This is a genomic window from Streptomyces sp. NBC_00038 (assembly GCF_026343635.1).
Taxonomy (GTDB): domain Bacteria; phylum Actinomycetota; class Actinomycetes; order Streptomycetales; family Streptomycetaceae; genus Streptomyces.
Window position 1 is genome coordinate 127776 of the sequence record NZ_JAPELQ010000001.1, and the last position, 25657, is coordinate 153432.

The 25657-nt window shown below is 67.1% G+C and carries 21 protein-coding genes; 12 read left to right on the forward strand and 9 right to left on the reverse strand.

Going from position 1 to position 25657, the window contains the following annotated elements; translation table 11 throughout:
- Positions 1 to 81 precede the first annotated feature (81 nt).
- The 7 genes from OG219_RS00685 to OG219_RS00715 all read right to left on the reverse strand — a co-directional run bounded on the left by OG219_RS00685 (position 82) and on the right by OG219_RS00715 (position 8718).
- Complete coding sequence (locus OG219_RS00685; protein WP_266821734.1) at positions 82 to 975, reverse strand: MBL fold metallo-hydrolase; 894 nt, start codon at positions 973 to 975, stop codon at positions 82 to 84.
- Positions 976 to 1543: 568 nt separating this feature from the next.
- Entirely contained in the window at positions 1544 to 2773 is a 1230-nt protein-coding gene (locus OG219_RS00690; protein WP_266821736.1) for a serine hydrolase, read from the reverse strand.
- Between the two features lie 49 nt (positions 2774 to 2822).
- Positions 2823 to 4010, reverse strand: coding sequence for a glycoside hydrolase family 1 protein (locus OG219_RS00695; protein ID WP_266821738.1), 1188 nt, complete (start codon positions 4008 to 4010; stop codon positions 2823 to 2825).
- A complete protein-coding gene (locus OG219_RS00700) occupies positions 4007 to 5257 on the reverse strand; it encodes an MFS transporter (RefSeq protein ID WP_266821740.1) in 1251 nt (416 codons plus the stop codon). Before OG219_RS00700 ends, OG219_RS00695 begins: the two co-directional genes overlap by 4 nt.
- 312 nt (positions 5258 to 5569) lie before the next feature.
- Entirely contained in the window at positions 5570 to 6460 is an 891-nt protein-coding gene (locus OG219_RS00705; RefSeq protein ID WP_266821742.1) for a CoA ester lyase, read from the reverse strand.
- Positions 6450 to 7646 carry a CaiB/BaiF CoA-transferase family protein gene (locus OG219_RS00710; protein WP_266835956.1) on the reverse strand — a complete coding sequence of 399 codons (1197 nt, stop codon included), beginning with the start codon at positions 7644 to 7646 and terminating at the stop codon, positions 6450 to 6452. Before OG219_RS00710 ends, OG219_RS00705 begins: the two co-directional genes overlap by 11 nt.
- A gap of 148 nt (positions 7647 to 7794) precedes the next feature.
- Entirely contained in the window at positions 7795 to 8718 is a 924-nt protein-coding gene (locus OG219_RS00715; protein WP_266821744.1) for a LysR family transcriptional regulator, read from the reverse strand.
- 307 nt (positions 8719 to 9025) lie between these two features.
- Here OG219_RS00715 and OG219_RS00720 point away from each other — a divergent pair, with 307 nt between their 5' ends.
- A complete protein-coding gene (locus OG219_RS00720; protein ID WP_266821746.1) occupies positions 9026 to 9676 on the forward strand; it encodes an NAD(P)H-binding protein in 651 nt (216 codons plus the stop codon).
- On the opposite strand, the gene OG219_RS00725 is transcribed toward OG219_RS00720, so the two are convergent.
- Positions 9633 to 10484 carry an alpha/beta fold hydrolase gene (locus tag OG219_RS00725; protein WP_266821748.1) on the reverse strand — a complete coding sequence of 284 codons (852 nt, stop codon included), beginning with the start codon at positions 10482 to 10484 and terminating at the stop codon, positions 9633 to 9635. The two genes, OG219_RS00720 and OG219_RS00725, sit on opposite strands and share 44 nt — an antisense overlap.
- Positions 10485 to 10773: 289 nt before the next feature.
- Between OG219_RS00725 and OG219_RS00730 the strand changes: the two genes are divergently transcribed.
- The 9 genes from OG219_RS00730 (at position 10774) to OG219_RS00770 (ending at position 23196) form a co-directional block, all read left to right on the forward strand.
- The gene (locus OG219_RS00730) at positions 10774 to 11766 is read left to right on the forward strand and encodes a GlxA family transcriptional regulator (RefSeq protein WP_266821750.1); all 993 of its coding nucleotides are present in this window, start codon (positions 10774 to 10776) and stop codon (positions 11764 to 11766) included.
- A 757-nt stretch (positions 11767 to 12523) separates the two neighbouring features.
- On the forward strand, positions 12524 to 15370 hold the full coding sequence (locus OG219_RS00735) for a LuxR C-terminal-related transcriptional regulator (RefSeq protein ID WP_266821752.1): 2847 nt from the start codon (positions 12524 to 12526) through the stop codon (positions 15368 to 15370).
- A 212-nt stretch (positions 15371 to 15582) separates the two neighbouring features.
- Positions 15583 to 16224 carry an alpha/beta hydrolase gene (locus OG219_RS00740; RefSeq protein ID WP_266821754.1) on the forward strand — a complete coding sequence of 214 codons (642 nt, stop codon included), beginning with the start codon at positions 15583 to 15585 and terminating at the stop codon, positions 16222 to 16224.
- A gap of 105 nt (positions 16225 to 16329) precedes the next feature.
- Positions 16330 to 17238 (forward strand): MBL fold metallo-hydrolase, encoded by a 909-nt coding sequence (locus OG219_RS00745; protein WP_266821756.1) that lies wholly within the window; start codon positions 16330 to 16332, stop codon positions 17236 to 17238.
- A 391-nt stretch (positions 17239 to 17629) separates the two neighbouring features.
- On the forward strand, positions 17630 to 18607 hold the full coding sequence (locus OG219_RS00750; RefSeq protein ID WP_266821758.1) for an MBL fold metallo-hydrolase: 978 nt from the start codon (positions 17630 to 17632) through the stop codon (positions 18605 to 18607).
- 67 nt (positions 18608 to 18674) lie between these two features.
- Positions 18675 to 19541: an aldo/keto reductase gene (locus OG219_RS00755; RefSeq protein WP_266821760.1), complete on the forward strand. Its 867-nt coding sequence runs from the start codon at positions 18675 to 18677 to the stop codon at positions 19539 to 19541.
- 188 nt (positions 19542 to 19729) lie between these two features.
- Positions 19730 to 20161: an OsmC family peroxiredoxin gene (locus OG219_RS00760; protein WP_266821762.1), complete on the forward strand. Its 432-nt coding sequence runs from the start codon at positions 19730 to 19732 to the stop codon at positions 20159 to 20161.
- Between the two features lie 181 nt (positions 20162 to 20342).
- Positions 20343 to 20855 carry a hypothetical protein gene (locus OG219_RS00765; protein WP_266821764.1) on the forward strand — a complete coding sequence of 171 codons (513 nt, stop codon included), beginning with the start codon at positions 20343 to 20345 and terminating at the stop codon, positions 20853 to 20855.
- Positions 20856 to 20901: 46 nt separating this feature from the next.
- Entirely contained in the window at positions 20902 to 23196 is a 2295-nt protein-coding gene (locus OG219_RS00770; RefSeq protein WP_266821766.1) for an FUSC family protein, read from the forward strand.
- Between the two features lie 23 nt (positions 23197 to 23219).
- Here the strand turns inward: OG219_RS00770 and OG219_RS00775 are convergent, their stop codons facing one another.
- A complete protein-coding gene (locus OG219_RS00775; RefSeq protein ID WP_266821768.1) occupies positions 23220 to 23771 on the reverse strand; it encodes a TetR/AcrR family transcriptional regulator in 552 nt (183 codons plus the stop codon).
- 93 nt (positions 23772 to 23864) lie between these two features.
- On the opposite strand from OG219_RS00775, the gene OG219_RS00780 reads away from it, so the two are divergent.
- Together OG219_RS00780 and OG219_RS00785 are read left to right on the forward strand one after the other, a co-directional pair.
- The gene (locus tag OG219_RS00780; protein WP_266821770.1) at positions 23865 to 25112 is read left to right on the forward strand and encodes an MFS transporter; all 1248 of its coding nucleotides are present in this window, start codon (positions 23865 to 23867) and stop codon (positions 25110 to 25112) included.
- Between the two features lie 93 nt (positions 25113 to 25205).
- On the forward strand, positions 25206 to 25652 hold the full coding sequence (locus OG219_RS00785; protein WP_266821772.1) for a nitroreductase family deazaflavin-dependent oxidoreductase: 447 nt from the start codon (positions 25206 to 25208) through the stop codon (positions 25650 to 25652).
- The last annotated feature ends 5 nt before the right edge of the window (positions 25653 to 25657 follow it).

Genomic DNA, 25657 nt, shown 5'->3' on the forward strand with positions numbered 1-25657 from the left:
GATGCCTATCGCAGCGAGGTGGGACCTGCGGGGCGCCACTGCGTAGCTGCCGTGTCGGCCCACCAGCGGCTTGTCATGTGCTTACAGCCACGCCGCCAGAAGGTTCTGCCAGGGGTCGCCGCCCTTGCGCGCCAGATACACCGCGCGTGCACTGACCCACAGGACGGTCGCTCCGAGAAGCTCGGGGTGGCGCTGGAGCATGGCGTGGAAGAACTCGACCGGAGTTTCGTGTGCTGCCGCGATGGCCTCGGCGTCGTCGAGGTACTGGCGGGTCTCGGCGATGATTCGCTCGGCGGAGTCGTCGAGGTTCTTGTTCTGGTGACTGGCCACGATTCGCCGCGGTCCCAGCGCGGCAACGACATCGATCGCCTTCCGCCACGCGTCGAGCCCACCGTCGGCTGCCTCGCCGAGATACACGTGGACACCGTTGTAGACCACGTCGCCGGCGACCACCAGATCGAGGTCCGGCACATGCAGCACAGAGCAGTCGTCGCTGTCTGCGTGCCCTATGTCCACGATGTTGAGGTCGTGCCCTTCAAGGGCGATGCGGTTGTCGGGCACAGTGACGGCCGTGACGGGAGATGGTGGGATCTGCCCCGGCCACATCTGGTCCCAGAGTCCCTCCCGGGCAGAGACGTTGTTGTGCATCTGATCGATCGTGGCGGCCGAAGCCGTCACCAGGGCGCCGAAGCGCTCGGCGAGCATTCCGGCGGTGAACCAGTGGTCGCCGTGGCCATGAGTGGCGACGATGTGTGTCAGCCGCTTTCCGCTCGCCTCGACCCAGTCCCCGACCGCCACCGCCTGTTCGGTGGTCAGGGGCGGATCGACAAGTACGGCGTCCTGCCGACCATGGACGAGGGTGACCGCGATGGGCTGGTAGCGGCGGGACTCCCCGTTGGGCAGCAGACCCGACGCGTTTATCGGCAGCGGGTCCGCGACGAACACGTCGTAGCTGATGGCTGTGTCGGTGGACATGATTCTCCGTCCGATCGTGCTTGCTGACGTAACTGGTTGAACAAGCGGGCGACGTCATTTCGCGAAGTCGCCCGGTGCCGAATCACCGCGCCGATGTCGACCATGCTGCCCGTTCGTCCCTGCGGCTCGGCCCGCACATGTCGACCCGTGCCTGGTGCAAGCGAGTGGTCGTCGACGACGGACAGCGACATGGTGTCCCGAGGCGGCGAACCGCGACATCACCTGAATATGCGAGCTGCCCTCGGTACACCTCAGCCGACCGAAACGCCCGCCTTCGGCCACGCAACTCTCGACGCAGGCCACCGCCGTCCTCACGTCGGCCATCGGCCGGAACCTCACGCTCGCCGACCCCATTTGGGTCGCCCTTGCGGAAGCGGTCCCCCGCGGCTGGGGCATCGGCGGCCGTGGATACACCAACTACGAGATCGTCCAGCACGTACGCAAACGCCCGCGAGAACTGACCGCGGCCCGGCATCCGGCGCCGCTATGCGCGCCACCTCGCTCTTCAACGCCGGGCAGAAAGGGCTCTCCGGGGGCGCAGTGCCCCCGGAGAGAATTCCATCGGCTCCTAGCTGAGGATCGCCTCGGCCATGAGCCGCTGGGTAATCGCCTGCAGCGGTGGCGCGCTGTACGACAGCAGCTGGATCAGACCGATGTACTGCAAGTCGTTCTCAGGGTCGACCCAGAACCAGGTGCCCGCGGCGCCATCCCACATATAGGTACCGCAACCGACCGGCAGATCAGCCTGCTGTGGGTCATGCACGACCACGCCATTCCAGCCGAATCCGAATCCAGGCCGGATGTACATATGCCCGGCCTTGAAGCCACGGGCGAGCAGGGAATCCGGCAGATGGTTCGTCATTTGGGCGGCCAGGCTGTCGGCACTGACGATGCGGCGACCGGCGAACTCGCCTCGGTTCAGGAGCAGTTGCGCGAAACGTGCGTAGTCGTCGATGGTGGACAGCAGACCGCCCCCGCCCCGGGCGAACGGCGGCGGCTGCGTGTAGTCCTTGTTGAGCAGGTTGGGGCCGGGCACCAGCCGCAGTGGACCGGCGGTGTAGTAAAGACGCGCCCGTCGAGAGAGCTTCTCGGGTGGGGTATGGAAGGCGGTGTCGGTCATCCCCAGCGGGCCGAAGATGTGGTCCTGGAAGTAGTCGGCCAGGCTCTGCCCGCTGAGCCGCTCGATGATCACGCCCAGGATCTCCATCGAGATGCTGTAGCGCCACTCGCTGCCCGGTTGGAAGGCCAGCGGCAGCCGTCGCAGCCGCTCGAGGAACTCGTCCGGAGACGACGTATGAAGGAGTTTCTCCTTCGCATACATGCGCGCGACGCGATCGGTCTTGCCCCCGTAGACGAATCCCGCCGTATGGGTCAGGAGTTCGGCCAGCGTGGGCGGGTGTTCCGGCTCTTCGAGAACGGGCTTGCCGCGGCGGTCGAATCCAGTGCACACCAACATCTCTGCCAGCTCGGGAAGATGCTTGGCGACGGGGTCCTCGGGTGACCACAGTCCTCGGTCGGCGAGGATGCCCATCGCCACACCGGTGACGGGCTTGGTCATGGAGAAGATACGAAAGATCGTGTCCCGCGTGTAGCGACCACCCTTGCGGTGCTCGCCCGTGCCCAGCACGCTGGTACGGACGATCTTGCCGTGGCGGGCCACCAGGGTGACCGCGCCGGCGATGACCTTGTCGTCGATCTTCTGCTGGACGGCGGCGTCGATGCGGTCAAGACCGGCGGTGGAGAGACCGACGTCCTCGGGTGCGGCCTGCTCCAGGCCGGGTACTGCTGAAGTGCTCATGGAACGTCCCTATGAGGGCAGTGAGTTGAGCTGGTGGGTGGTTCGTGGCCTATGCCTTGCCGGGGGCAAGCGAACCGAGCCAGGCCAGGGACGGCTTGGGAGTGCGGGCGAAGGTCTCGCGGTCTACGGCGATCAGACCGAAGGTGGGACCCCAGTGCCCCCACTCCCAGTTGTCGAGCAGGCTCCAGTGGAAGTAGCCACGCACACCCACGCCGTCGTCCATCGCGACGCGCAGCGCCTGGAGGGCGCCGGTGATGTATTCGATGCGCTTTTCGTCGTCGCTGGTGGCTACGCCGTTCTCAGACACGATCAGTGGCACGTCACCGACGATTCGGGCCGCCCGGCGCACGGCGCCGCCCAGCGCGGCCGGATAGAACTCCCAACCGGTCTGGGTGAATTCAGGGTCCGGTCCGAGGTGGGGCGTGCCATCGGCTGAGATCAGTCCACGGGTATAGGTCTGGACACCCACGTAGTCGTCGCCATTTGAAGCTCGCAGGAACACCTGATCGCGGGGCTCGCAGTACGCGTCGGCGGCGTCCTCGGCGCCAGGATCGGCCTGGTAGTCCTGCACTGAGACGCCCCAGCCGACCTCCAGGTGCGGATGACGGGCCCGCAAGCGCTCGACCGCAGCGCGGTGGACGGCGATCATGACCTTCGTGAGGGTCTCATCGGGCACCGGGAGGCCCTGAGTGATGTCCACATCTCCGCCGGCCGAAGCCAGTTTCGGCAGTACGGCCACGATGTTGGGTTCGTTGATGGTCATCACGCGCACCACTCCCGACTCAAGGACAGGGGCGAGCGCGTCGACGTACCCGAGGAAACGCTCGACGGCGTCCTCGGCCAGCCAGCCGCCCTGCGCCGCGAACCACAGCGGCAGCGTGAAGTGATGGAGCGTGACCGTGGGGCGCAGGCCGCGCGAGACTGCCCCCTCGACGATGCGGCGGTAGTGGTCCAGCGCCGCGCGCGAGATGGCACCGTCGGCGGGCTCGATCCGTGACCACTCGATGCCGAAGCGGTAGTCCTTGAACCCTGCACCGGCGGCCAGGTCAAGGTCCTCGGGCCAGCGGTGGTAGCTGTCGATGGCGTCGCCGCACCGCTCGGCGACGGGAGAGGCGGGCAGGTTCTCGCGGTACCACCAGTCGCTGGCCGTGTTGTTGCCTTCGGACTGATGCGCGCCGATGGCCGTGCCCCACAGGAAGCCGGCAGGAAACGTGGTCGGGGACAGTTGGTAGTTCAACGCACGCTCCTGATGAAGATGATCACGACCGCCGCGGCGGCGGCCAGTACAAGGGAAACCAGGAAGAGGGCGTTGTAGCCCATCGTGTTGATGAGCGCTCCGCCCACGACAGGGGCGACGACGCCGGGCAGCGTCGAGCCGATACCCAATACGCCGAGGTCTCGTGCTGCGGTGTCGGGATCGGGCAACACGGCCACCATGAGTGCTTGGTCGACGGCGAGATAGGTACCGAGCGTCAAGCCGATCGCCACACAGAAGAAGTACACCGTGGTCGTACTCGGTGCCGCGAGAACCGGCACCATGCCGGCGGCCAGCAGCAGCGGAGCCCCGCCCACGAAGATCTTCTTACGGCCGAGGCGATCGCTGAGCACTCCGCCCGCGACGGTCGTCACGACCGAGAACGCACCCACCAAGGTGATGCCGACCGCAACTGCCGTACCTGCGTCCTTCTTGCTGAGTCCCAGGTAGTCGGTGAACATGTACAGCTTGAAGTGCGTGATCATCACGACGGCAAGGATGAACAGGAACCGTCCCGTGAAGGCGAGCCAGAAGTCCGGGGAGGCCGACGGAATCCAGGACCGCACTCCGCTCGCACTGCGAACGGGCGGGGGCGCAGAGCGGTTGTCCTCGGCCGGCACATAGATGGCCATCAGGATCGCTCCGGCCACCATCACCCAGGGCACCACGGCCAATCCGCGCGCAGGGTGAGTCACGAACACTCCCGCCAATACCCCGCCGAGGGTCTGTCCGACGAGGAAGCCAAGCCCCGCGAACGAGGAGGCGCGGCCCACTTCGCTGGACGCCACATGGTCAGGGATGAGGGCGGACAGTGCGGCCGTCCACGTACCAATGCCCAGCTGGAACACGGCGAACAGCACGCCGATGGCGAACTGCGACGAGGTCATGCCGCAGCCGACCAGTGCCAGCGTCGCCAGGATCGAGGAGCCCAGCAACCAGGGCTTCCGACGGCCGATCCGGCTGCGCGTGCGGTCCGAAAGCCGCCCGCCCGCCACCGTTCCGATCGCGCTCGTGACAGCACCCACGGCAGCGATCACTGCAACGGTCCGCACCTTGTTCGCTGGATCGATGTCGTCGGCCAGCGACTGCAGCAGGGTCGCACCTGCCGTACCGGGCACAGCCCAGGCCAGCTGTCCGATCAGAAGGAACGGACCGATCCGGCGAAGTCGCATCGGTCCATGTCCAGGGCGTGGGACATCGACCGAGTGGGCTGTTGCGTCGATCATCATCGATCGATCCTTCCGCGTCAGGGGTCTCGCCCCAGATCCGTAACCAGGTACGACAACGCAATTGAGTAGGGAGTGAGACTCGGCCCGTGCGGGCTGGCGACGCCGTCGCCGAGCACCTGCAGCACCGTTGCACTCAGGTGCGTAAGCTTCCGCGGCTCGGGCTGGGGCCATCCTCTGCGCCGTTGTGAAGCTCGGCCAGGTGCGAAGTGCTGCACCCATGGCCATCTGTGGAGCAGAATGCCCTCTGCCATCGCGGACGATGGGCCCATCCTGGGACATTCCGGCGCCGCGAGTTCGCGCAGCGCCGGGACATCAGCCCTGTTCCAGCAGTTGGCGGGCGGTCTCGGCCATTGCCTCGTCGACCATGTCGCCTTCGAAGTCGACCGCACCGGCACCGTCGCGGCGTGCCTGGTCAAAGACGTCAAGGAGTCTGCGCGCGCGGGCAAGCTCCTCCGGGGTGGCCGCGAATGCCTCGTTGATCACTGGCACATGCGAGGGGTGAATGGCCAGCATGCCGGTGTACCCGAGGGCACGGTTATCGGCCGCGAATGCACGTAGTCCCTCGAGGTCGCCCATGCGGGTCCACAGGCCCGCCACCGGGTGCGGGGCGCCGGCGGCGCGCACGTCAAGCAGGACCCGCGAACGCAATGCGTGGGTCTCGGCGCCCTCCGGGCTCCAGCGGTAGCCGACGGCGCGCTCCACGTCGCCGCCGGCGCCCGTGACAGCACCTGCGTAGGCGACGCGCGACGATGCGGTCGCACAGGCATGGGCAGCATGCAGCGCCGATGCACTCTCCAGAAGGGGCACGAGGGCGAAGTGCCCTTCACGCAAGCCCCGTTCCTGCTCGCACCAGCTGAGGAGCTCGTCCGCGAACCGAATGTCGTCAGGGCCGGTGACCTTGGGCAGCATGATGCCCGACAGTCCTGGGCCTGCGACTGCCCGCAGTGTCTCCGCGGCTTCCCATCCGTCCAGGGGCTTGACCCGGACGAAGAGCGCGAAATGATCACGCGTCGTGAATTGCTCGACCGCGTGCGTCACCTGCTCGAGCGCCGACCGACTGCCGGCCGCTGGCACCGCATCCTCAAGATCGAGGATCACCGCGTCAGCGCCGGAGGCAACGGCCTTGGGGAGCAGGTCGGTTCGCGTGCCTGGCACGAACAGCAGCGAGCGCAGGCGGGGGCGAGGAGGCGGGCTATACGACATGACGCTCCTCCAGTCCCGCGAGTTCAGCCTCATCCAGCCCAAGCCATTCGCGGTAGACGAGGTCGTTGTCCTCGCCAAGCGCTGGACCGGTACGCCAGATTCGCCCCGGCTGTTGGCGGAAGTGAGGCAGGACGGCCTGCATGCGGACCGGCCCGAGATCGGCGTCATGCACAGTGACGATGTCCTCGCGCTCGGCGTAGATCGGATCGTCGGCGATGTCCGCCATGCTGAACACCCGTGAGGCCACGACCTCCGCGTCCTCGAATGCCTTCAGGCAGTCGCTCGCACTGCGCTCGCCCACCCAGGCGCGCAGACCGTCGTCAAGCCGTTGACGCTGATCCAATTGCTGCTTGGCGGTGGCGAATTGCTCCTTCTCGAAGCCGAGAAGCTCTGCGATGTTCAGGACGGACCGCAGTGTCGCCGACGTTACGGTGATCCACTCGCCGTCGTGCGACTGATAGGTATTGATCACGGCGGCCGGGGCGACCGCCAGTTGGTTGCCCGCACGCTCGGGCACCTGGCCGAGTTGGTCATGGACGATGACCTGCCATTCGACGAGCCGGAAGAGCGGCTCGAAGAGCGCCAGGTCGATCCATTCGCCGTCGAAGTCGGCGTCGTGGTCCTGGCGGTGCAAGGCGGCGAGCACCGCGTAGGCGCCCATGAGGCCGGTCACGGCGTCGCCGTGCGAAAACCCGGTGTGCACCGGCGGTCCGTCGGGGAACCCAGTAAGCCCTACGACGCCGCTGCGCGCCTCACCGACTTTTCCGAAGCCTGGTGCATCGGAAAGGGACGACGTGGCACCGTAACCCGAGATCTGCAGCAACACCGCCTTCGGGTTGATGCGGTGAACGGACTCCCAGTCCAGGCCCCACGCACGCAACCGACCGCTGCGCAGCGTGACGATGACGACATCCGCCCAGGCGACCAGCCTGTAGGCGACCGCGCGCCCTTCGTCGTGATGCAGGTCCAAGGTGACCGACCGCTTGTTGCGGCCGGCGACCTTGAACCAAAGGGGATGGCCGTCTTTGCGCGGCCCCATCGCGCGGGCCGCGTCACCCGTGCCGGGCGGTTCCACATGCACGACATCGGCGCCCTGATCGGCCAGTAGCGCACCTGCGAGCGGGCCAGCCACAACGTGGGCGAACTCGACCACCTTCAGGCCCTTCAACTGGCCGCGCCCCTGCATCTCCCATTGCTCGCCTGACACGAAATTCTCCCCGACCGAACCTCACGGCCCCGTCCAGGGCCGTATGTGGCTCAGCTTGTCGCCTCGACATATGCGCGTCCAGCAAGAGAAGCGGATATATACATGCGCTCAACGCATCAATCGAAGGTCAGTCAGCCCAGGAGACACCGGTCGGCAGCTCCCCGTTCTGGGCACGGTGCTCATTCAGTGTCTCCAGGAATCGCCGAGCCGCCATCGGCAGGGGCCGGCCGGCGCGCCGTGCAATGCTGAGGCGCCGGTTGACCACCGGGCCGGAGAGCGGGAGGTGTTGCACAGGGCCGGCACCCAGAAGCGGCAAGACGAGGGCGGGCAGCGCCGTGACTCCGAGCCCGGCCGCCACCAGACCGCCCACAGTCGCTACGTTTCCAGCTTCGGCCGCGGGCATGGCTCGTACGTCAACCTGCGCAAACGCAGCATCGGTGAGTCGCCGCACGCTCGACTCACGGCCAATGGCGAGAAAGGGCTCGCGGGCGAGATCCTCCCACGTGAGCCCCTCCCGCTGGGCCAACGCATGCTCTCTCGGAACAACCGCGATAAACCGGTCACGCACCAAGGGCCGGTGCTCAAGACGGCTCGACAGTTCCTCAGTGGTGATGGCGAAGTCGGCCTCGCCTGAGAGCACCCGTGCGAGCACAGCGCCTTCGAGTCCGTCCATGATCTGGATACCGACTGCAGGCCACCGAGCGCGAAAGTCGGAGATCACGCGCGGCAGAAGCACCGCGGCCACCGACGGCAGCGTCGCCACGGCCACGGAACCCGACTCCCCCTCGATGAACCGTGCCAGTTCGTTCATGCCTGCATGATGAGCAGCCACGATCTGCTCCGCGATCCGCAGCGCCTCCACACCCGCAGGCGTCAACTGCACATTCCGCGTATCTCGTTCCAGCAACTGCGCCCCTACCTGTCGCTCCAAGTCAGCGACGGCGCGGCTCAACGAGGACTGGGACACATGAAGTTGAGCAGCCGCTGCCGTGAAGCTGGCCGCCCGGGCAACTGCCGCGTAGGCGGCGAGCTGGCGCAAGGTGCTGTCCATGAGCAACGACCTTATGAGTTGTTGCCCGATGGCGGGTGGGCATCCTCTCGTGGCGCTGCCGCGGAGCAACCCGTCCCGGAACCCAGTGGTTGGGGATCACATATTCAGGTGATGTTGCGGTCCGCCTGCCGTGCGAGACCATGCCACTGACTGTCACCGGGCACTCGACTGCCCGTCGACAGAAAGGCACGGACGAGAAGAGACGAGATCCGCCGTCACCACCAAGTCTCCAGGCCCGAGGGTCACGTCTACTCTCGCTACGCAAAGCACAAACGGGGTTGAAGAGCTCGGCAAAGAGGATGGACACATGCGAATCGTGATCGCTGGCGGCCATGGGCAGATCGCTCTCCTCTTGGAGCAGCACCTGACGTCAGCCGGCCACACAGCTGTAGGCCTAATTCGCAGGCCGGAGCAGGTGCCAGACGTGACGGCGACGGGTGCGGAGGTTGTGGTCCTCGACCTGGAGTCGGTCGACCTCGATGCCGTAGCGCAGGTGCTGGAGGGTGCCGACGCGGCCGTCTTCGCCGCCGGTGCCGGGCCGAACAGCGGTGTGCTCCGCAAGGACACGGTCGACCGTGGCGCCTCGGTCCTACTGGCCGACGCCGCCGAGCGGGTCGGGGTACGTCGATTCCTGCAGATCAGCGGGATGGGCGTCGATACTCCCCCGGCACAATTCAGCGACGGGGACTGGCCTGCCTACTTCTCCGCCAAGGCGGCTGCCGAGGACGACCTGCGCAGCCGGGACCTTGACTGGGTGATCCTGCGGCCGGGCGGACTCACCGACGAGCCCGGAGTCGGCCGCGTCACGCTGACGGACAAGGTCACTGACCTGGGCTTCGTACCGCGGGCCGACGTGGCCGCTGTGATCGCCGCGCTGCTGACATCCGACGTTTCACACCGCACCCTCGAGCTGGTCAGCGGGGACACGCCCATCGGCCAGGCCGTACGGGATCTATAGACACCTGACCGTGCTGCAAAGTACCCGTCACGCCCGGGGCAGTATCAACGGCTCTATTCGACGGGCCCGGCCGCGCCAAATCGGCTGGGGCTGATCCCTGTCGCCCCAAGCCCTCCCGTCGGCAGGCTGGTCGCCACAGGTGTCCCCATCCCCATCCTCTCCGGGCGGCTGACACGTCCGGTGATCGGCTGAGCAATGCGCCGGATACGTAGATCCGCGCATCGTGCGGGCGACCGCCTCGCGGCCATGCCATGCGTGCCGCTTCTCCTGCCCGGGAGCTGTCCTCGTGCACCTGCTGACGTACTTCGGCCCACAGTTCGCCGTTGGTCAGGACCTGGTCGATGCTCTGGTCGATGGTTTCCGCGTTGTCGTAGGCGTGGGACAGCGTCTTCTGGAACTCAGGCGTCACACCGACCGGAGCTGGCGGAGCGGGTGCAACGAGCACCACGCCCTTCAGCCCCGCTGGGTAGCGGGAAGCGAGTACCTGGGTCACCTTTCCGCCCATCGAATGCCCCACCACGACATACTCGCCGTATCCGGGCCCCTCGATGACGCACTGTGCGTCGTCGGCGAGCTGCTCGATGCCGTAGGGGCCGGGCACCTCGGTGGACTCGCCCCAACCGCGACTGTCGCAGGAGACGAACGCCTGGGCGGGACTCAGTCGCTCGATGACCGGCCGCCAGGTGCGGTGCGAGCCACCCCAGTAGTGCAGGAAGACCAGGGCCGGCCCGTCGCCCTCGCGGACATGGCCGTAGAGCCGCCCGTCCTTCACGGCGAAGTACCGCCCGATCGGGGTGTATGTGGTCACAGCAGTCGGGTGTCCTTGCCTGGGCCGGCGCCGAGCCGCTCTACCGCGATCGCTGCCGACGTGAGCCCGGCCGTCGGGCCGTGCTGCTCATGGCTCGATGGTCGTCCAGCCCTTCTCGATCAACCACAAGCCGGTCCGCCACCATCCGCAATTTTCGCGACACGCTGCTTGGAAGAGCGACTCGCCGAACAGGGACAGCGGCACCGGCGGACCAGGGCCCTCCCGCGTGAGTCCGCACAGTCTTGTGCCTGCAAGCCTTCAGGATAGTTACGGCCGTAATATTACAGCCATGGCTCCTCATCGTGTCGCGGTACTGGCGCTGCCGTTTGTGATCCCCATCGACCTCGCCATCCCCACGCAGATCTTCAACGAGCGGTCCTATACGCCGTACGAGCTCTTGGTGTGTAGCGGGCACCGCGGCAGCGTCACGACCAGTACCGGCTTCACGATCGGCTCGACGGCCGGGCTGTCGGCGCTTGCCAGGGCGGACACGATCATCGTCCCCGGCTATTGGGAGTATCAGCGACCACCGGCGCCCGAGGTCACGGCCGCGCTGAATACCGCCTTCAACCGGGGCGCCCGCATCGCCTCCATCTGCACCGGCGCCTTCGCGCTCGCCGCGGCCGGACTGCTCAGCGGCCGTACGGTGACCACGCACTGGTCCAGCGCCGACGAACTCGAACGCCTCTACCCCGAGGTCCGGGTGGACCGCAGTGTCCTCTACATCGACGACGATCCCCTGCTGACCTCCGCGGGCATGACCGCCGGTATCGACCTGTGTCTCTACATCGTCCGCAAGGACCTAGGTACCGCGGTCGCCAACAGCATCGCCCGCGAACTGGTCGCCGCACCGCACCGCGACGGCGGCCAGGCCCAGTACATCGATCGGACTCTGCCCTCCCCCACCGACCACACCCTCGCCGACACCCGCGACTGGGCCTTGGGGCGCCTCAACGAAACCCTCACGTTGGACATCCTTGCCCGGCACGCGCGCGTCTCTGCACGCACCCTGATCCGCATGTGGCGCCAGGAAACCGGCATCACGCCGCACCAATGGCTACTCACCGCCCGCATCAACCACGCCCGTGAACTCCTGGAAGCCACCGACCTCGGCATCGAGCAGATCGCCACCCATAGCGGTTTTGGAACCAGCACCAACCTTCGAGCCCGATTCCGCGACGCCCTCGGCACCACGCCCTCTGCCTACCGCCGGGCCTTCCAGCCGTCGGACGGCACAGCGCTGGTCCGACCGGACGGGAAACCCGCGAATCCGGCACCGTGAGGCCAGCTGGCCAGGTCGGCCTGAGATGTCCCGAAAATTACGAGCCCTGGCACTGAACACCGTCGTTGATCCATGGCGCCTTCGACGAGGATCGGCAGCACGGTCACCCTTGCAGAAACGGAGCCGTGGCGTTGACCTGGACCGTTGCAGGCTGTCGGCACCCGACTCCGCGACCGGCAACACGAAGGTGGTTGTCTCATGAGCACTGCGGAAGACAGGAACAAGGCCATCGCCCATGAAGCTTCTCGGGGCACGGACTGCCCGCCCCGTGGATCGCCGCCGACTTCCTCCGCATGGAGAACGGCGTGCTGGCTGAACATTGGGATGTGATCGAGGACGAGGCCTCCCGGGCGCAGTCCTTGAGCGGCCTGCCCATGCATGGCGATGACTTCCCCGCGGACCGCTCACGACGGGTTCCCACTGGGTCGTGCAGGTGATGCCGCCGGGGTGCGGATCGCCGCCGAGGCATACAGCGTTTGACGGACCGGCACTGCGTTCATGAGCGGTGCGCTGCCGGAGACCTCTCCGGACCGTGCAAAGAGTGAGGCACCACATGACGTATGGCTCGATCGAGTGATTCGGCAAGGCCGGTGTCTGGCTGATTCTTGAGCGAAGGTCGGCAGAAGCGCAGATGCCTCGAGGAGGCAAGGCCATGAGCAGCCCAGAGAGCGAATCGATGGCAGAGTTGAGGCATGGTGACACGACGATGTCGCAACCGGCCAAGCGGTCTGAGAAGAGGCACACAGTTGCGCGACGCGTGACTGGTACCAGTGTCCTGCGCGGTCGTACCGAGGAGATGACAACGGCTCTGCGCATGCTGCGTGCGACGGCGCGAGGCGGACACGGGCAGATGCTGATCATCACCGGCGAACCGGGCATGGGAAAGTCCGAGCTGGCCCGCACGATCGCCGCGGAGGCCGGGGCGTTGCGCTTCCGGACCGGCGCTGCCAACGCCGACGCAATCGCCCAGCTGTCCCCGGGCGCTCCGATCCTGTTGTCTCTGCGCCACGGACCTCACCCCCTGCTGACCGGGGCTGAGTTGACGGAGCTGGTCGCGCAGGTGGACGAGCCGTTGTTGCTCCTCGAAGCGATTGGCAACCGGCTGGAGACCGCCACCGCTGCAGGCCCGGTTCTCCTGTTGCTGGACGATCTGGAGGAAGCGGACCAGCTCACCCGGTTCCTCCTGCGGAGCCTGCCGTTCCGACTGGCGTCGTGCCCTGTTGTCTGGCTACTGGTCGGGCGCACGGCAGAAGACAGCGTTCTGAACGATCTGAGCGCCCTGAACGGCTCCCGAGCCGGCCAAATCCCCGTCGAACGACTGGAATTGCAGCCGCTGTCGGCCGAGGCAATCCTGGACCTCGCCCACGACCGGTTCGGCACGTCCCCGCCGCTCGCCGCCGCTGACCTCCTGGTGCAGGTGGACGGCAGTCCCCTCCTGGCCGTGCAGGTCATCGACACACTGACGGGCATGGGCGACTCCGTCGACGAGATGGCCTGGCGATCCACATCGACCACGGCATGCGTCCCGCGCCAGGTGACCCAGGAATTGCACCGCACGCTGCTCGGACTCAGCCCGCAGGCCGTCGACATGATCGAGGCCGTGGCCGTCCTCGGTCAGCCGGTGACGCCCCGTGACGTTCAGGACCTCACGGGGCTCTCACGCGTACAGACAGCCACCGTGTTGGACGAAGCGATCGGCGCCGGTGTGCTGGACCGGCGCAGCGGCAGAATCGCGTTCCGGTACCGCTTGGTGCGCGAAGCCGTGTACGCGGACATGGCCGAGCCGACCCGGCGCGCTCTGCATCGCCGATGCGCCAGGCAGTTGGTGGCCGTCGATGCCGAGAGCTCGATGATCGCCGTGCACGCCCGGGAAGGCATCGAGCCCGGCGAAACGGAGTGCGCAGCGATCGTCATGCAGTCGGCAGTCGATCTAGCGGCGTCGACACCACACACAGCCGGCGACCTGGCCATCACGGCTTTCCGTGCGCTGCGACCCACTGATCCGGCATACCCCACCCTCGGCGAACAGTGCGTCCGAGTTCTGGGTCTGGTGCAGCGCTGCGACGACGCGATCACCATCGGCGATCTGGTGCTGGCGCACCTGGACGACGGGGATTCGATCGGGCGAGTAGAGCTCGTGCTCGCCAGAGCCCTATGGTTGGCCGGCCTCTGGGAGTCCTCGTCGGTGCGATGTTCCTCGGGCCTGGCCCGGTCCGACCTGACCGCTCCGATGCGTGCCCGACTGACGGCGCTCCAGGCACTCGTGGACTCCCGGTTGCAGGGGGCAGAGGCGATGCGCCCGCAGGCCGAAGCAGCCTTGGCTGCGGCCCGGCGGCTCGATGACCGCGAGGCCCAGTTCACCGCACTGCATGCCCTCGCCGAGATCAGCCGCAACGGCGCCGACCACGCCGGATCCCTGTCGTACTTCCGACAACTGCGGGCCCGGTCCCAGCCCGTGTTCTTCGCCCAGGAGATCATGGCGCTGCAGAACCTGGACCGCTATCGCGACGCCGAGGCGCTGCTGAAGCAGGCGTGGAGCGAGTCGGCCGAGCATCCGGCCGCGGTACTGCCGGCGCTCCTTTACGCACAGATCTGGCAGGACTACAACCTGGGTCGTCTGGACGATGCCGAGGCGGGCGCCCGGAGGCTGCTCACCCTGGCTCGCGAATTGGGCTCGCGGATGTGCGAGTTGGAGGCGGCGTCGATCGTGAGCATGGTCGCTCTGCTCCGGGGACGACTGGACGACGCCCGGCACGAGCTGGCCCTCGACGGGAACGGGCCGACGGCCGACGACGAGGCGCACGCGCCGCCGCTGCTGCTGACTCGTGGCTGGCTGACCGCGGCCGAAGGCGAGCCGGCCGCCGCGATCCGTCTACTCTCGCCGCTCCTGCGCTCGGCCCACGCCGACCGCGACGCCTGGCCATGGAAGCCGGGCTGGCTGCCGGTCCTGGCCAGAATCGGCATTGCCGAGGACGACGCGGAGTTCCTCGAACAAGCACAGTCGCTGGCCGAGATCGGTGCCACCCGAAACCCCGGCGTGTCCAGTTTCGAGGGCATCTCGGCGCACATCCAGGGCCTGGTCGGCCGAGACGGTGATCTCCTCCACCGCGCGGTCGACGTACTGACCGACGGCCCCCGCCCGCTCCTGCTGGCCGGGGCACGCGAGGACCTCGGCAAACACCTGCTCGGCGAGCAGCGGCGCACGGACGGGATCGCACAACTGGACCAGGCCTGGGAGGCGTACCAGCTGGCCGGCGCGATCGGCCCGATGCTGCGCGTCCAGCAGGTGATGCGCAAAGCCGGCGCCCGACGCGCGGACTGGGCCGCCACCGAGCCCGGCCCGGCAGTTGGTTGGGCGGCGCTGACCCAGGCCGAGCGCACCGTGGCCCGCCTCATGGGCACCGGATACTCCAACAAACAGGTCGCCGCCGAACTGAAGGTGTCCACCAACACCGTCGGCACCCACGCCCGATCCATCTTCACCAAGCTCGGCGTGCGTTCCAGGTCCCACCTGAGCAACCAGTACCACGACCAGATCGTGGCAACCCAGACACACACCCCTGATCACCGGACCACACCGATGGCCACACCGGTGACCACCTAAGAAACATCCCCAGCGCGCCCCGCCCCACCTCACCTGTTCAAGTGATGTAGAGGAACGCAATGTGGTGATGACCTTGCCACAGCACCGCGACAGCAGGCCCCAGCAACGCCAGCACAACACTGTGGAGGTTGGCCGTGAACGATCGACCCCAAACAGCACAGTCACGTCGCGGACTCGCGGGTACCGTCCGGCCCGCAACAACACACCTGATCGTGCTGCCCGGCGGGGGCTACGCGGCACATTCCCCGCACGAAGCAGAACCCGTCACCGGCTGGCTCGCTGGACTAGGCCTGTCGGCCAGCGTCTTCCGATACCCACTCAACGCACGCCACCCCGCACCCCTCGTAGCGCTGCGGTCCGAGATACGGCGGCGCCGCGCGCAGGGGGCCGATCGCATCGGAGTGGTCGGCTTCTCGGCCGGCGGGCACCTGGCGGGGCTGGCAGCACTCGCGCCGAGTAACGACCCACGCGAGTCCGTCCAGTTCGCCGTCCTCGGCTACGCGATCACGTCGATGGAGACTGAGACGTACCGGCCTTCGCGCATCATCCTGCTCGGCGAGGACGCCTCACCGGACCTGCGCCGGGCGACGTCGCTGGACTCGTTGGTCACCGAGGCGTCACCACCGTTCTTTCTGTGGCACACCGCCGAGGACGTCTACGTTCCGCCCGAGCACACCTACCGCCTCGCCGCGGCCTTGGCCGCGCACGACGTCGCGCACACCGTGCACGTCTTCGCCCACGGCCCGCACAGTCTGGGCCTCGCCCAAGGCGCCGGGGACGCGGCCACTTGGACCGGGTTCGCGGCCTCCTGGATCGCCGAACAGCTCCGCGCGGGAACCACAGCACCGTCCTGACCGGACAGCTCTCACGTGTTCGGGTGAGGGAACGGAATCAGCGCCCGCGTGAAAATAGCGGAGCAATCCATACCACCCGGATCCCAACGGTAAGGGAATCCCTCCATGGCTGAATACACACCCGTTCCGGAATTCGCCAAAGGTCCCGACATCCCCGACTCCGGCTATCTCGTCACGGAACTCGGCGGCGGCGCCTATGGCATCAGCAGCGGGATGGTGAACACCATGTTCCTGGTGACGAAGAGGGGCGTGGTCGTCGTGGACGCCCCGCCAGACCTGGACGAAAGGCTACTGGCCGGCATCGAGGAGGTCACCTCGAATCCGATCACCCACCTGATCTACAGCCACGCACACGCCGACCACATCGGCTCCGCCCACCTGCTGGTACGCAACGGGCTGAAGATCATCGCACACGAGGCCACCGCTGAGTTCATCCAGGAGTCGCACGACGACCACCGGCCTCTGCCCAATGAGACGTTCAGCGGGACGAGAACGGAACTGAAGATCGACGGCGAGCTGCTCGTCCTCGAGTACAAGGGCGACTGGCATCAGCCGGGAAACCTGTTCATACATCTCCCAGAACAGCGGATCCTGACGGCGATCGACAGCTTCACCGTCAAGAACGCACCCTTCTTCCGCCTTCTCTTTGCCCCGCATGTGCCCGCGTACTTCACCGCCATGGATGACATGCTCGAATACGACTTCGACACCGTGGTCTCCGGTCACATGTCCCTCTTCGGCACCCCCGAGGACGTGGCGACGAATCGCGAGTACATCCAAGACCTGCGGACCTCCGCCGCCGAGGCGCTCGGTGAGGTGGACCTGCGGCAGGCTGCCGCCGATGCCGGGGTGCCCAGCGACAATCGCCAGGCTCAGCTGAAGGTCTGGATGGACGCGGTCGTCGCCCGGGCGGCGGAGCACATGCCGGAGTCCTGGGACCAGCGCCTCGGCGGCAACGACATCTTCCTCGCCGACAATCTCAACGCCGTCGCATGGAGCGTCTTCATCGACTGACTCGCCCCCTCGTCCGAGAGCCCTGCCAGGAGCTGGCGCTCCTCCACCCCGAGGCGCGACCACACTGGCGATGGACGGGGCATATGTAGCGTTCATCGCCCAGCTTGTTTCCGCCGCGCGCCTTCCTCCCGCGACGCTGGCCACTCTCGCCCGGATGGCCTGCCCAGGCATAAGGCGCAGTCAGCGCGAGGCGGCGAGCACCAACAACAACCGGGCCACGTCTACCTCGTCACGATCAAGGCCTCACGCGGTGGCGGGTATCGCACCTCCAGGGGTCTGCCGCCTGCTCGAGCAGACAGACCGCGCCAGGGGCCGCTCCGAGTCGGCAGGCCCGGAGCGGCGACCGTCGATGCCCGCGAATGCCGTATCCCTGCACACGAAAGGCGAGTTCATGTCCGAGTTCCCCACTTTTCCCTCGACCACGGCCAGCCGGTTCGTCGTCCCCTCGAAGGACGTCGTCCTACCGGTCGGAGCCCATGTCGACCAGCTCTTCCGGCGCACCATGACCGAGCCCTTCGTCCTGCAGCGACTGTCGGGGCGCGCGTACTGGGTCGAGGTCGGAGTCTTCGCCACCCTCTTCTACGTGGGAGAGGAATCCGTCCTCCTGATGGATCCCATCGAGCACTGTTACGACGGCGTCCTTGCGGCAATCGAGTCGGTGACCGCCAAACCGATCTCCACCATCGTCTACACGCACTTCCACGCCGATCACATCGGCGACGCCCCCAGGTACGTCGAACAGGCAAGTCAGGACGGCCGGGTGCTTCGCATCGTGGCCAGCGAGATGACGGCCAGGAAACTCGAGGCCGTGGGCAGCGTGCTGCCGCGCCCGACGGAAACGGTCGACTGGCCCAAGGGGACCTTCACCTTCGAAGATCTCAGCGTCCGGATGCACGGATTCGAATGGGCGGCGCACACGGACGACCACTCGGCGTGGCAGCTGATCGGCGAAAAGATCGTGCACTGTCCCGACCTGATGGGGCCCGACCAGCCGCCGTTCGGGCGCTTCACCGCGAACGAGCGATTCCTGTTCGCGGAGCGGAACCTGAACGAAGTCGACGAGATGGACTGGGACTTCCTCTCGGCGGGTCACGGAAACATCGGCTCCCGTGCCGACGTCCAGTTCGAGCTCGGGTACTACGGGGACATGACGGACGCGGTGTCCCAAGCCTTCAAGGCCCATCCGTTCAGCGATTTCATCGACCTTTCGCAGGGTGCGCATACGGCCTGGTTCCCGGCGCAGCTGGCCGCCGTTGCCAAGGACGCGGTGGACATCATGCGGCCGAAGTACGGCCAGTTCTACGGCTTCGAGGCGAGTGCACCTGCCAACGCGGAACTCGTGGCGTTTACCGTTTTCTCCTTCCGGTGAGCCCAACTCGATACGAAATCCCGGCCGTCGATTCCCAACTCAGCACACGTGGAAAGAAGGAACCACCGTGACCACCGCTCCTTCCCCCGCAGCGGCTTCGGGCACTTTCCGGCTCGGCGGCGACTTGCCCCTGCATCGCCTCGGATTCGGTGCGATGCGCATCACCGGGCCCGGCATCTGGGGTGAACCGCAGGACCCCGACGAGGTGGTGCGCGTGCTGCGTCGACTGATCGAGCTCGGGGTGACGTTCATCGACACGGCGGACTCGTACGGGCCCTCCGTCAGCGAGCGACTAATCAAGCAGGCCCTGCACCCGTATCCCGCCGAACTGGTCATCGCCACCAAAGGCGGCTTCACCCGGCCCGGTCCTGGCATGTGGCATCCGAACGGCCGGCCGGAGTACCTGCGGCGGCAGGCCGAACTGAGTCTTCGGAACCTCGGCGTCGACCGCATCGACCTCTACCAACTGCATCGCATCGACCCGATGGTGCCGGTCGAGGAGTCACTCGGCGAGCTGACACGACTCCAGCAGGAGGGGAAGATCCGCCACATCGGCATGTCGCAGATCTCAGTGGCCGAACTCAAGCAAGCCCGCGCGGCCGCCGGGATCGTATCGGTCCAGAACCGCTACAACCTCGCCGACCGCGCCTCAGAAGACGTCCTCGACTACTGCGAAGCCGAAAGCCTCGCCTTCATCCCTTGGTTCCCCATCGCAACCGGCAGTCTCGCCGATGCCGGTGGCCCGCTGGCCCGGATCAGCAAGAGTCGCCGCGCGACACCGTCCCAGCTCGCACTCGCCTGGCTGCTCCGCCGATCCCCCGTGATCCTGCCCATTCCGGGAACGTCGTCGGTCGCGCATCTCGAGGAGAACGTCGCCGCCGCGGCAGTGCGGCTCTCGGACGAGGAGTTCAAGACGCTGGCCACGGCGGTCTGAGACGAGCAGCTCCGGCACACTCGTCGGCTGCTCTCAACTCACCGAGATTGCACCGCGAAGGCGAAGCAGCAGCTCAGCCTCAGTGACGTCCACTCACCTCGATGGGCGATGTCGTGGAACGTCGGCCATCATGAACGATCGCTGCAACGGGCGGCTTCGCCCGTTGCACCACAGGTATCGGAGGACACATGCCTGTCTCGAAGGCACACGCCACGTGGTACGGCGACATCCCTAGCGGTGCCGGTGATTTCACGGCCGGCGACAGCATCACCGGGGGTGTCACGTACAAGTCCCGCTTCGAGGGCGGCCCCGGATCCAACCCGGAGCAGCTCATCGGCGCGGCTCACGCCACTTGCTTTTCAATGGCGCTGGCCGGCGCGCTGGCCAATGCGGGCTTCCCCGCCGAGTCGATCGAGACCACCGCCTCAGTAACCCTGCGGCCGGTCGACGGCGTTCCAACGATCACGAAGATCGAGCTCGTGACGGAGGGCGCGGTCCCCGGGGTCGGAGCGGACCAGTTCCGCGAGTTCGCCGACTCCGCGAAGGCGAACTGTCCGGTCAGCCGTGCGCTATCGGGCGTCCCCGAAGTCACCCTGCGCGCGACTCTCGCCGACGGCTGAGGTCTTCGGCTCCGCGTCGCTGAGCGGAGCAGTGCGCCGACCAACAGGACTTGCCGACGTCGAAGACATGCTCGGTGGCGTCGGAGCGTACGGACCTCCCGGTCCATCTCCGATCGGCGACATCCGGCGTCACCGTGCCACGACTCCGTCGGCCGGTGGCACCTCATGGAAGGCGCCTGCAATGTTGGTGAGCGAATACGTGCTCCGAATCCCGATCGAGCGGCACGTCCTCAACACCCGGCGATCTTTCACCGCCGTCATCCAGGACATCCGCGAGACACTCGGCACTTCCGAGGCCGGCATCCAGTTGCGCCGCCGGACGACGGCGGGCAAGCGTGCGCGTCCCGTGCGGCGCGTCAACAGCACGCTGGCTCAAGTCCGTCTCATCGGAATCGCAGAACTTGAGATCAGCGGTAGCTGGGGCAGGGAACACGGAACCAGCCGTCTGATCCGGTTGCTCGTCGACATGCCGACGGCCTCCGGGGACCTGGTCCGCTTCCTACCCGATGCCGGCGCATCTTGTCCTGCGGCGATCCTCGTACAACAGATAGCCGACGACGGCACCCGTCTCATCTATGACTCCGTCGCCAGCGCAGTGTCCATCTACCAGGACGAGCGCTCCCTGACCGTAGCCCGCGAACTCGACGCCGAGGTACTGGCCTTGCTGCGGCGCATCGCCAACCCCGCTGGCTGAAAGCGCTGCTTGGTCGCCGTCCACCACCCCACCGAGGCAGGTCGTGATGAACCAGATTCGCCAGATCACCGCGTGGCTGCGCCTCAGGGATCCGGGCCTGGCCGCCACACGGCGGGCCGCCAGGAACGCGTTGGTGATGCCCTCCCTATTCGCCCTGTGCACCCAGGTCTTCCACGCACCCGCCGTGGGCACCTTCGCCGCGTTCGGTGCGTTCGCGATGCTCCTGCTGGTTGATTTCACCGGCCCCATGGCACAGCGACTGCGGGCGCACGCGGCGCTCACCGGGGCGTGGTTGGTGCTGGTCGCTCTGGGCACCCTGGCGGCGCAGTCGGTCTGGACCGCGACAGCGGCTACGGTCGTCGTGGGCTTCGCCGTGCTCTTCTCAGGTGTGGTCAGCTCGGTCCTGGCCGGAGCCACAACGTCGCTGCTGTTGGCGTTCATTTTGCCGGTGTCGGCGCCCGCCCCACTGGCGCAGCTGCCCGACCGGCTGATCGGCGTGGTCCTGGCGGGCGTGACCTCGATGATCGCGGTCTGGCTGCTCTGGCCGAGGACTCAGGACGATCCGCTCAGCGCGCCCGCGGCGCAGGTCTGCCGAGCCGCGGCGCGGCAGTTGCGCACCGACGCGGACTACTTCGCGGGCCGCGCCGACGGTCCGGCCTTCGGGGAGTGCCGTGCCTGCGTCCTGCAGACCATGTCGAGTGCGCAGGATCTGCAGCGAGCCTTTACCGCCACTCCCTACCGTCCCACCGGCTTGTCCACCGGTTCGCGGGCACTCGTCCGCCTCGTCGACGAGCTGACCTGGCTGAGCGCGGTTCTGGCGCCGGCATCCTCCCTGGACGAACCCGGTCCAACGGGCGGCCTTCAGTCCTCGGCAGTGCGCAGAGCCGCTGCTGAAGTGCTGGATGCATCGGCGGAGATGCTTGATGATCCCGGTGCCGCTCAGGACCGTCTGCACGCAGCGGCACAGGAACTTCGTGAGGCTTTGACCGCACTGGAGGACGGGGCAGTCAACCGGTTGCCCACTCCGGACAACCAAGCAGGCGGCGGGCTTGATGTCGACACCTTCATCAACAGCCTCGATGTGTCCTTCCGAGCGCAGGAAGTAGCCTTCGTCGTTCTACAGATCGCAGGGAACGTCGACATCGCCCGGGCTGCGGACCAGCGCAGCTGGTCGGACCGCCTCCTTGGCCGCGAACCCGGGTCGCCGACGGGTGCGCTGACCAGCGCCTGGGAGCGGGCGGCGGCGCATGTCGAACCGCACTCGGTCTGGCTGCACAACAGCATTCGCGGTGCCATCGGCCTGGGCATCGGAGTCGCGCTTGCCGATGCGACCGGTGTCCAGCACGGATTCTGGGTCATGCTGGGCACCCTGTCAGTGCTGCGTTCCAACGCCCTCAACACTGGGCAGAGCGTCTTCCGGGCCGTCGGGGGCACCCTGGCCGGATCGGTTCTGGGCGCCGTTCTGCTCCAGCTGATCGGGCACGACACGATCGCACTGTGGATCCTGCTGCCGGTCGCGGTGATGGCCGCCGGCATCGTCCCGGCCGCGATCTCGTTCGCCGCCGGGCAGGCGGCCTTCACGCTCACCCTGGTGATCCTCTTCAGCATCGCCCAGCCTGCAGGGCTGTCGGTCATCCTGATTCGCATCGAGGACATCGCGCTCGGCTGTGCGGTGAGCGTGGTCGTGGGCCTGTTCTTCTGGCCGCGAGGCGCGTCCGCCGCCCTGGCCAAAACGTTGGCGGAGGCGTATGTCGACAGCGCCCGGTATCTGCTCAGTGCGGTGAGCTACGCGGTGTCCTGCTGCACTTTCGGACCCGCGGCCCTCGAGATCCCACAGGAGGCCCGCCAAGCGGCCGCCGCCGCGCGCCGACTGGACGACGCCTTCCGGACGTACCTGGCCGAGCGCGGAGCAAAGGCCATCCCGATGGGTGAGATGACGACCCTGGTCACAGGTGTTGTTGGGCTCCGCCTGGCCGCCGACGCCGTCCTAGAGCTGTGGCGGCGGCCCGCGGGTGGCGAGCCGCTCGAGGACCGGGCCGCCGCACAGCGAGAGTTGCTGATCATGGCCGAACGGATCTTCCAGTGGTACGAGCGCCTGGCCGGGGGAATGGAGAGCGATGGACCAGTGCCCCGTCCGCTGGTATCCGACCGCAGAAACAATTCGCGACTGATCGAGGCGGTACGCCGGGACCTGCATGATGCGGATGGCCGGGCCACGAGGACAGGCGTCCGCATCATCTGGACCGGCGACCATCTCGAAGCCGTCCGCCGACTGCAGTCCTCCATCGCCGCGGCTGCCGACGACGCCGACGCTCGGGTTGCCGTGACCGGATCAGCTTGAGCCCTCCGGCGTGGGGGCGGCGGTCACGCCGAGCGCTTGCAGAGGTCGTCGACGTACATTCGCACATCTACCTCGGGCAACGTCCAGGGCAGGAAGATGACCCGGTAGATGATCGGGGCCACCACGCAGTCGATGACCTGGTCGCTGCTGAAGGTGCTGGCAGACCGGGCGGCGAAGCCGGCCGCTTCCGCCCGGCGGTCCCGCAGGCAGTCCGACTCGCTCTCGCCGGCTGCGGCAGCTCCGCCCCGCAGGAGTGCAGCGTTCACCGGCCTGCTGTAGTGACTGACCAGTTCGTCGGCCCATACGGTCAGGTCACCCCGCAGGTCTCCGGTGTCCGGAAGGCCGCGGTCCGGGTCGAGCCGGTAGGTCGCCAGGTCGTTGATCATGGTCCGCGCGTCGCCCCACCGCCGGTAGATGCTCGAGTGATTGACTCCCGCACGCTCGGCGACCATCGGGATCGTGATGGCATCGCTGCCGTGCTCGGCGATCAGCTCCTCGACGGCCTTCCTAATGGACGTCAGCACCATCGCACTGCGACCACCGGTGCGCCGCTGCCGGGACGATTCTCCAACCATGCACCCCACTATAACGCACAACACTTTGCATTAAGTCCCCTCCGGGTCTACTGTGCTCCTAACGCACAAACCTTTGCCTTAGGAGGGTTAGAGGTGCTCAGCATCGCATCCAGGCATGACCACAGTCCTGCCCTCGCAACCCCCGAGCCCCTACAGACCCGAAGGCTGCTTCCCGCTCCCGCGGCATTCGCCGGGTCGGCCGCCGTCTTCGCAGCGCTCTATGTGGCCGCAGGCGCACCCACTCCGCTCCTGGTCGTCTTCGAGCAGCAGTGGCACTTCTCCGCCTGGGTGCTGACGATCGCCTTCGCCGCCTACGCGCTCGGCCTGCTCGTGGCTCTGCTCGTCGCCGGGTCACTGTCCGACCACATCGGACGGCGGCCCGTCCTGATCGGCTCCCTCCTGGTGGAGCTCGGAGCGATGCTCATGTTCGTCTTCGCTCCGAACATCGGCTGGGTCATCGCAGCCCGCACGATCCAGGGCATCGCCACGGGCGCAGCCACGAGCGCCTTCTCTGCATCGGTCGTGGAACACGCCCCGGAGCGCAGCAAGAAGCTGGGCATGATCATCACCAGCATCGCCCCGGCCGGCGGGCTGGGTCTGGGGGCCTTGCTGACAGGCGCAACGGTCCAGTTCAGCAGCCACGCGTCCGTCATCGTGTTCTCGGCCCTCGCGGGGATCATGGTCGTCGGCACGGCTGTCGCCGTCTTCTCGGCCGAGACGGTTTCCACGCGCCCCGGGGCGGCACGCTCTCTCGTTCCCCGTGTGTCCGTCCCCCGAGCCGCACGCCATGAGTTCGCGGCGAGCGTTCCCGTTCATGTGGCGGCATGGATGTTGGGAGGCCTGTCCATGGGGCTCGTGCCCACCATCATTCGGGACCTGTTCGGCCTGCACAGCGGTCTTTTGAACGGCGTTACGGCCTTCATCCAGCCGGCCGCGGCCGCCATTGCCGGCCTCTTCCTCGGACGTCTGACACCACGTAGCACCATATTTGTCGGCGGTGCGGGCGTACTGCTGGGAACCGCGGTGAACATGGTGGGTGTCGCCTCCGGGACCCTGCCCCTGCTGTGGGTGGGAGGCGTCATCGGTGGTGTGGGCTTCGGCGCTTCCTTCTCCGGCGCCATCCGGGCTGTCGCTCCGCTCGCGCAACCCCATCAGAGGGCAGGCCTCTTCGCAGCCGTTTACCTGGTCGCGTACCTGAGCTTCGGAGTCCCGGCGATCATCGCAGGACTCCTGATCGCTCCGGTGGGCCTGATGAACACCGTCCTTGGCTACGGATTCGCCATCATCGCCACCGCCGTCCTCGGGCTGATCGCGCAGTACCGCATCCACACACGTCACTGAGCCGGAACGGTCCGTTCCAGGCATCACCAGCTCTCACACTCGGGCCGCGAACCCCATGGCCCATGTCCCGAAGAACGACTAGGAGCGCGAGCAATGCCTCTGCAAGGTGAGTACGAACCGAGCCCAACCTCGTGGGTACGCGAACAGGTCGCACAGTACGAAGCCAGCGACGGCGAACAAGGCGGGACCTTCCTGGACCTGCCGGTCATCATCCTAACCACCAAAGGCGTGAACTCCGGAAAGATCCGCAAGATGCCCCTGATGCGAGTCGCGCACAACGGCTCCTACGCGGTGGCCGCCTCCAACGGTGGCGCCGACCAGCACCCTGCCTGGTACCACAACGTGGTTGCTCATCCCCTCGTCGAAGTGCAGGACCGAGCGGCCAGGCAAGACATGCTCGCTCGCGAACTTCACGGCGAAGAGAAGGCCAAGTGGTGGAAGCGCGCGGACGCCACCTACCCGCCCTTCGCCGAATACCGGGCCGGGACCGGCCGCAGCATCCCGCTCTTCATCCTGGAGCCGGTCGCCGAGGCGCACTGACCGTC

Coding starts and splice junctions, on each gene's coding strand:
- OG219_RS00775 (WP_266821768.1), bottom strand. CDS start 23,771: ATGGTTGGAGAATCGTCCCGGCAGCGGCGCACCGGTGGTCGCAGTGCG.
- OG219_RS00785 (WP_266821772.1), top strand. CDS start 25,206: ATGCCTCTGCAAGGTGAGTACGAACCGAGCCCAACCTCGTGGGTACGC.
- OG219_RS00700 (WP_266821740.1), bottom strand. CDS start 5,257: ATGATGATCGACGCAACAGCCCACTCGGTCGATGTCCCACGCCCTGGA.
- OG219_RS00685 (WP_266821734.1), bottom strand. CDS start 975: ATGTCCACCGACACAGCCATCAGCTACGACGTGTTCGTCGCGGACCCG.
- OG219_RS00770 (WP_266821766.1), top strand. CDS start 20,902: ATGAACCAGATTCGCCAGATCACCGCGTGGCTGCGCCTCAGGGATCCG.
- OG219_RS00715 (WP_266821744.1), bottom strand. CDS start 8,718: ATGGACAGCACCTTGCGCCAGCTCGCCGCCTACGCGGCAGTTGCCCGG.
- OG219_RS00745 (WP_266821756.1), top strand. CDS start 16,330: ATGGCTGAATACACACCCGTTCCGGAATTCGCCAAAGGTCCCGACATC.
- OG219_RS00690 (WP_266821736.1), bottom strand. CDS start 2,773: ATGAGCACTTCAGCAGTACCCGGCCTGGAGCAGGCCGCACCCGAGGAC.
- OG219_RS00760 (WP_266821762.1), top strand. CDS start 19,730: ATGCCTGTCTCGAAGGCACACGCCACGTGGTACGGCGACATCCCTAGC.
- OG219_RS00750 (WP_266821758.1), top strand. CDS start 17,630: ATGTCCGAGTTCCCCACTTTTCCCTCGACCACGGCCAGCCGGTTCGTC.
- OG219_RS00730 (WP_266821750.1), top strand. CDS start 10,774: ATGGCTCCTCATCGTGTCGCGGTACTGGCGCTGCCGTTTGTGATCCCC.
- OG219_RS00710 (WP_266835956.1), bottom strand. CDS start 7,646: ATGCAGGGGCGCGGCCAGTTGAAGGGCCTGAAGGTGGTCGAGTTCGCC.
- OG219_RS00705 (WP_266821742.1), bottom strand. CDS start 6,460: ATGTCGTATAGCCCGCCTCCTCGCCCCCGCCTGCGCTCGCTGCTGTTC.
- OG219_RS00720 (WP_266821746.1), top strand. CDS start 9,026: ATGCGAATCGTGATCGCTGGCGGCCATGGGCAGATCGCTCTCCTCTTG.
- OG219_RS00765 (WP_266821764.1), top strand. CDS start 20,343: ATGTTGGTGAGCGAATACGTGCTCCGAATCCCGATCGAGCGGCACGTC.